This window comes from Candidatus Methanodesulfokora washburnensis (assembly GCF_003947435.1).
Taxonomy (GTDB): Archaea; Korarchaeota; Korarchaeia; order Korarchaeales; family Korarchaeaceae; genus Methanodesulfokora; species Methanodesulfokora washburnensis.
Window position 1 is genome coordinate 1 of the sequence record NZ_RCOS01000145.1, and the last position, 5,560, is coordinate 5,560.

Sequence of the window (5,560 nt, forward strand, 5' to 3'; positions counted from 1 at the left end):
GGCCTTTTCCCCGCAGATCGAGCACCTGTAATCTTTGCCAGCAGGAAGGCCGTATGCAGTCCATCCATTCCCAAGCTCTTTTATTTTCTCGTAATACGTGCTTCTGTGCACCATTTCCTCAACTGCTTCCTTTCTCTTCATTACTTCATTCTTCCAGACATATTTTTCACAGCTATACTCTCTGTTTGTTATGGAATCCGTTTTTATGCATTTACCGAGCCATGAATTTTCGTCTCCCTGCCAGAACGCACAGTACTTGCAGGCTGGTAAGGGCCCTGATTCCCTTGCCCTTTTTGCATATTCAAGCAGCCTTTTGTTCAGCTCCTCCCATTCCTTATTTTTATCATTTGAATCAGATGGTGAGATCTCTGGTCTCGATTGGACACTATTGGACAGTCCAATTCCTGTGCCTTCTTTTTCGATTTTGACATCTTTCTGAGGCGATTTTTCTATTGGACAGACAAAGTCGGATGGATGAGAAGGTGCATGTCCGTCCCCAATATTATGTGTTACATTTGAATGATCATGTTGATCAATTCCTGCGGAAATGTCGCCTTTTATGTAACTGCTAACATCTTTGGGCTTATTTTCGCCTGATAGTTTGTCAATCTTCCCAGACAATAACGACGACAACACCCCCCTCTGTGTAGAAATTTTTTGTGAGGACTGTCCCAACCCATGTATTGATTCCTCCTTTTCCTCGCTCTCTTCCAGTTTTTCTTCTGTTTTCTTTTCTATTTCTGCCTTTTCAATCTTCTCCTTTGGTTTTAACTCAGGAAGCTGGATAAGAGGCCTTTTTCTTTCTATGACCTGACCCCCTCCAACAAAATTTCTTTCTGTACGGAGGGGTATGTTGTCGTCGTTATTTTTCTTCCACCTTTCCCTACTATTTTCAAGAATGGGGATCAGAGATTCCGCCTGTACCATAAAAGGCGACATTTCCGAGCTTTTCATGGGAGACCATAACTTCTGCCTCCTGTCAGATGGATCCGGTCTGGACGTAACATAACCAAGTTCTCTCAATCTTGACAACCATCTTTCAATTGTCCTCTGACTCCTTGTAATATTATATGTTTTCCTATATGCCTCCATCAGTTCCCTCACACTCCATTCCTTATTTTTGTCCTGCAAAATAACGTCATAGTAAAACCTTATTATATTCTCTTCTGTTCCTGTTTCAGTAGTCTCTTTTATTCTCATATAAAGCACATATGCGGTGAGGACATCGTCTATGTTTGCCAGAACGTATTTCTTTCCATTTGCCTCGATAATCTCCCTCTGAGGGATGTAAAGCATGGTTATGGCTTTGATTAGATCCAGAAAATGCCCGAAGTCCCTCATGTGCCTTACAAGATCCTTCGGGAAGATTTTGTCCAGCTCCTCAAACGGAATCTTAACTGTATATTCCCTTGAAAGCATTTTTATATGTTCTATTACTTTTTTGAGGAATATTGTATCTGGATCGTCCTCACCATCCTCTAAGCTTGACGCCTTCTTTGCAAGGAAGCTCATCGCATCCCTGATCTTATCCTGAGACGTCTCAGGAGTTACGGTTAAGCTTCTTGTCGCAAGCTCTTCGATATACTTTCTGTCTGTTGAACAGAAGATGGTTGCAGGCCAGCCCTCAACAATGACCCTTCTTGTCATCAGGGTTCCCTTCTCCGTCTTATCCGTGAATTTGTACTCAATCCTCTCCTTGTCGTGGGAAAGCAGGGAGTAGAGTATCCTGAAGGTCTCCTGATCCGGTATCTCAAGAAACGCAATTATCTTCTGATTAAAGTTTATATACTTATAACTCCTCTTCAGCTTCTCCCTGTATTCCTTGATTGCCCTCTCGTAAGCCTCAAGAGCCTTCTGATACTCCTCTGGGGACTTAAAATCCCTCTTATATGGCTTTATTGGGGGAATTGACTCCTCAAGAGATTCTCCATCGGCCATAAGCGTTCCCTGCTCGTGTATCAATGCCTTGGGGGAGAGCATGCCCAAGGAGGACACATCTGACTCAGGAAAGAGCTTCAGAACCTCCTTTGTTATGTAGCTTTTTCCCGATCCAGATTCTCCCTTCAAAAAAAGGTTTATGGGGGAATCTGAGTAAGCTGAGAGGGCTGTTAAAAACACAAGGAGCTTAACGTGGTCGTCCCTCTTTATCGTCCTGCTTAGCACTTTATGCACTAATTCAAGCATGTTTTCGTTCTTCCACCTTTCCATCACCTCAGGATCTATTCCCCTGTCTTCTTTATGCAATGGACAGTTTTCCCTGTTGCAGAGGGATGAAAGTATGGGATCTGAGCATCCATAAGTGTATCCATGCTCAAAGGCCGACTTAAGGGTGCTTCTCAGCTCCTTCTCACTCAAAGGAGGGTTATTTTTCTGGTTCCACTCTCTAACCATCTCCAGTGCTTTTTCCGGTTCCACTCCCCTGAAGTTCACCAGATATGAGCAGTACCTGATTGCGTACTCATTCCTCTTTCCCTCAGGAGCACCCATTTTTATCCACTGGATGCATGGAGGGTCATTTCCCCTGTAAGAGCGGGGCTTTATGTCCCTCCTGTTGAACCAGCTCTCCTGCCTCTCCTCAGCTATCCCCTCCCTTTTCAGAGCGTCCATGAACAGTTTGTTTATACTATCGACCTTTGTAATATCCAGTGCTTTTTCAACCGTGTACCCTGGACTTGGATAAACGTTTGTGAGCCTTCCCTCCCCTAGAAGCTCTATCCCGCACTTCTCCCTGAAATTAACGACAGTCTTTGGCTTTTCTCTGGACAAAAAGAAAAGGTGGAGGCCCCCTGAGGGGCTCCTCTCGGTGTATGTTGCGGGCAAAGAGGCTATTATCCTTTTTCCCCTTTCCACTACATCAGCACTGAGGTTCTTCACGTCAAGATCCAAGCAGCAGAGATAGTAGCCCTTTTCCACTTCCATGCCCTGTATCACAGCTATTCCATCGGCCTGATCGAAGGGAAGGCTTAACAGCTCTTCCTTTGTTTGTCTCCTGTGCATCCACTCCTCAAACTTGTGGACGGGCTTCTTTCCCTTGACCAAGACAACGTTGCAGCCCTTCTCCCATAGCTTTATCGCCTCCTCCTTAATTTGCATTCCTCTTCCCTCCCCTCCTCTGCAGAAGCTCCTCTATCTTCGCCGATGCCTCTTTCTTTGTCATTGCCCTTATCTCATCCTCGTTGAACGGAATATTCAGCCTGGAGCAGAGATCCTTGATGTACCTTATCTGTCCCTCGGTCGCCTTCTCCTCCTGCTTTTCCTCCTTTTTCTCAATTTTCATGTTCTCCTGAGTCCTTTTTCTCAGTATTTCCACAACAAGGCCATCAAACTCAACTGAAAGCATGTCCAAGTGCATAAGAATGTCTTTTATCGCCTTTCTTGCCTCTTCATTCTGCTCTTCCTCAGCTGCCTTTTTCATCAGCCTCTTTGCCCTGTCCACAAGGTACCAGGATTTCAGCACGTGCCCATCACCCAACACCATCACCTCCCCCAATTTTCTCCTTCAGGATGAAAAAACAGGAAAGGGAAAGAAATCTCAGGGTTTTTGACGGGGAAAACCTGAAGTTAGGGCATCCATCTGGCTTTCCGAAGATCCAGCATGCCTCTTTTCCATCCAGCTCGCATTCCCCGATGTCCCACCAGATCCTCTCTCCCTCTGGTAGAAAGCGGAAGTACCTGCACATCCCAGTCCTCTTCAGCCTTTCCATCATTTTCTCACCCTTCCAAGGCTTTCCGCAATCACGACAACAGCGCACTTGCCCTCAATGAACCACATGCACTCATCCCTGAGGCATCCGCGGAATTCCACTTCGGCATATTCATCTCCGCTGTATTCCACTATCCCTCTGGAAACAGCGGGAAGGGGGCAGTATTTCGTCCTTTCTTCCTCTTGGACGTTCATTCTATCCCCTCCGGAATTGGAAGGCCTAAAGCAGTCAGTCTTGCCTTCAGATCCTCAGTTCTGTATATGAAATCGCAGGTATTTGTCTCCGTTATCACAAAGGGGCCTATTCTGTCGTTCATCTTCTTTGTTATGATTAAAATGTAGGGAGGGCTTCCCAGAAGAAGCTCGTAGCATACGTCTTTCCGTTCTAAGAAGTATTTTATCCCGTTTTTCTTCCAGCTCATTTTCTCACCTCTATTTTCAGTTTTATGACAGGGAGCTCAGTCCATTCGTCAAAGCCAGCCTCCGCAAACCATGATTCAATATCGAAAATTTTTGATATTTTGTCTATGTCCTCGCTGGAAAGGAACTGGAGGCCTTCTACAGTTATGCGGTTTTCCTCCACTTCCACGTCCTCTGCCTTCAGCAGTTCCTTTATCTTCTTCTCAAAATCCATCGCCATTCTCCCTCACCTTCCTTATCCTCTCTTTCAGGTTTACTTTGCATGAAAGGAGCTCTCTGGCAAACATGTAGATCGTGTGGTCTCTATCAGAGGCCTGCATGGCTAAAGCAGCCAGTTTGTCAAGGCTCTTCATCCCCTCCTTTATATTCCCATTTCTAAATAACTCAATTATGAACGTTAGTTCATCGGCAATGTACCAGAGGTTTGCATTTTCTATCTCTGACTTAGCCCTGTTCAATTTGGAAGAAAGAAGGAAGAGCCTTCCGAACTCCTCGGTCTTCTCTATTATCCTCTCTGCCTGATTTCTTTTTTCTGTCCTCTCCATCATTCTTCATCACCTCTCAAATACCCTCTAACCTCAAGCATTATGTCCCCGTTGTCTATCTCGACGCTCCAGCCCGTTATGTCCAGTATCCTCCCCAGTGTGCTGATATCCTCCTGTGCAAAGTAAACGTCGTAGAGATGAATTATTATCTCGTTTGTGTCAAAATCGAGGTCAACTGTGGCATCCTTGACCCCAAACAGATCCTTGAGAAGCTTTTCTATTCCCTCCTGATCGATAAGATCCTTGAGCTTCTCCTTAAGCTCCTTTTCGATGGCCTTCTCCTGTTTTTCCATTATCTCCTCACTCATTCAGATCCCTCCCTTCATTAGGAAGTTCAGGGCCTCAACTTTGGAGTGGGCTATGCAGCAAACCCTGTTCCTGTCCTCGTCCATTATCACGTAGTGCTCCTGGAACTCAAAGACGACGAAGTTGTCCCATGTCTTTATGAAAACTCCCTCCTTTGCTCTTCCCAGCCTTCTGACGACTTCCATGTACTTCTCTGTGCTCACCTTCATCATCTCACCCTTATGAAAGTAAAAAGTCCTTCACTGTTTTGCACTATCTTCACGTTCTCTGTATTTTTGAACAGATCGTAGAAAGACCACATCCAAGAGCCTATATCCTCCAGAAGAGATGTTATGACAGATCTAAGCTCAGGATCGGCACAGTAAACCCTAGCTCTGTCAACGTCTGTGAACTCCACCTTCCAGACAAATGACTCAAGTGACTCCTCACTGGCATTCTGCTGCTTCTGTTCTGTGAGTGGAGACTCTCCCTGGGAAAAGTTTTTTAATTCAGGATTGTGCTGAGTAGTGACCTCATCATTCTTTATATAACCCCTTAAAAAACGGGGTCTCCCGATCCCACCTATTACGTTTTCTTTACTTTTCTC

General features: G+C 45.2%; 10 protein-coding genes. All 10 read right to left on the reverse strand.

The genetic code is table 11. From position 1 onward, the window contains the following. Positions 1–3,093 (reverse strand): bifunctional DNA primase/polymerase (locus D6D85_RS12510; RefSeq protein WP_133308321.1); only part of this gene is annotated, 3,093 nt, incomplete at its 3' end. Next, positions 3,083–3,472, reverse strand: coding sequence for a hypothetical protein (locus tag D6D85_RS12515; protein ID WP_125672380.1), 390 nt, complete (start codon positions 3,470–3,472; stop codon positions 3,083–3,085). The genes D6D85_RS12515 and D6D85_RS12510, both read right to left, overlap by 11 nt. Continuing rightward, entirely contained in the window at positions 3,465–3,707 is a 243-nt protein-coding gene (locus D6D85_RS12520) for a hypothetical protein (RefSeq protein WP_125672381.1), read from the reverse strand. The genes D6D85_RS12515 and D6D85_RS12520 overlap by 8 nt, the downstream gene beginning before the upstream one ends. Beyond that, positions 3,704–3,898 carry a hypothetical protein gene (locus tag D6D85_RS12525; protein WP_125672382.1) on the reverse strand — a complete coding sequence of 65 codons (195 nt, stop codon included), beginning with the start codon at positions 3,896–3,898 and terminating at the stop codon, positions 3,704–3,706. The genes D6D85_RS12520 and D6D85_RS12525 overlap by 4 nt, the downstream gene beginning before the upstream one ends. Next, positions 3,895–4,125 carry a hypothetical protein gene (locus D6D85_RS12530; protein WP_125672383.1) on the reverse strand — a complete coding sequence of 77 codons (231 nt, stop codon included), beginning with the start codon at positions 4,123–4,125 and terminating at the stop codon, positions 3,895–3,897. Before D6D85_RS12530 ends, D6D85_RS12525 begins: the two co-directional genes overlap by 4 nt. Continuing rightward, positions 4,122–4,337 carry a hypothetical protein gene (locus D6D85_RS12535; protein ID WP_161969866.1) on the reverse strand — a complete coding sequence of 72 codons (216 nt, stop codon included), beginning with the start codon at positions 4,335–4,337 and terminating at the stop codon, positions 4,122–4,124. The genes D6D85_RS12530 and D6D85_RS12535 overlap by 4 nt, the downstream gene beginning before the upstream one ends. Then, complete coding sequence (locus tag D6D85_RS12540; protein ID WP_125672385.1) at positions 4,327–4,671, reverse strand: hypothetical protein; 345 nt, start codon at positions 4,669–4,671, stop codon at positions 4,327–4,329. Before D6D85_RS12540 ends, D6D85_RS12535 begins: the two co-directional genes overlap by 11 nt. Further along, on the reverse strand, positions 4,668–4,976 hold the full coding sequence (locus D6D85_RS12545; protein WP_125672386.1) for a hypothetical protein: 309 nt from the start codon (positions 4,974–4,976) through the stop codon (positions 4,668–4,670). Before D6D85_RS12545 ends, D6D85_RS12540 begins: the two co-directional genes overlap by 4 nt. Beyond that, positions 4,977–5,183 carry a hypothetical protein gene (locus D6D85_RS12550; RefSeq protein ID WP_125672387.1) on the reverse strand — a complete coding sequence of 69 codons (207 nt, stop codon included), beginning with the start codon at positions 5,181–5,183 and terminating at the stop codon, positions 4,977–4,979. Further along, on the reverse strand, positions 5,183–5,560 hold a 378-nt coding region (locus tag D6D85_RS16480), incomplete at its 5' end, for a hypothetical protein (protein ID WP_161969867.1). The genes D6D85_RS16480 and D6D85_RS12550, both read right to left, overlap by 1 nt.

Excerpts from the sequence above, each read along its gene's own strand:
- D6D85_RS12520 (WP_125672381.1), bottom strand. The coding sequence starts at position 3,707 with ATGATGGAAAGGCTGAAGAGGACTGGGATGTGCAGGTACTTCCGCTTT.
- D6D85_RS12525 (WP_125672382.1), bottom strand. The coding sequence starts at position 3,898 with ATGAACGTCCAAGAGGAAGAAAGGACGAAATACTGCCCCCTTCCCGCT.
- D6D85_RS12530 (WP_125672383.1), bottom strand. The coding sequence starts at position 4,125 with ATGAGCTGGAAGAAAAACGGGATAAAATACTTCTTAGAACGGAAAGAC.
- D6D85_RS12535 (WP_161969866.1), bottom strand. The coding sequence starts at position 4,337 with ATGGATTTTGAGAAGAAGATAAAGGAACTGCTGAAGGCAGAGGACGTG.
- D6D85_RS12540 (WP_125672385.1), bottom strand. The coding sequence starts at position 4,671 with ATGATGGAGAGGACAGAAAAAAGAAATCAGGCAGAGAGGATAATAGAG.
- D6D85_RS12545 (WP_125672386.1), bottom strand. The coding sequence starts at position 4,976 with ATGAGTGAGGAGATAATGGAAAAACAGGAGAAGGCCATCGAAAAGGAG.
- D6D85_RS12550 (WP_125672387.1), bottom strand. The coding sequence starts at position 5,183 with ATGAAGGTGAGCACAGAGAAGTACATGGAAGTCGTCAGAAGGCTGGGA.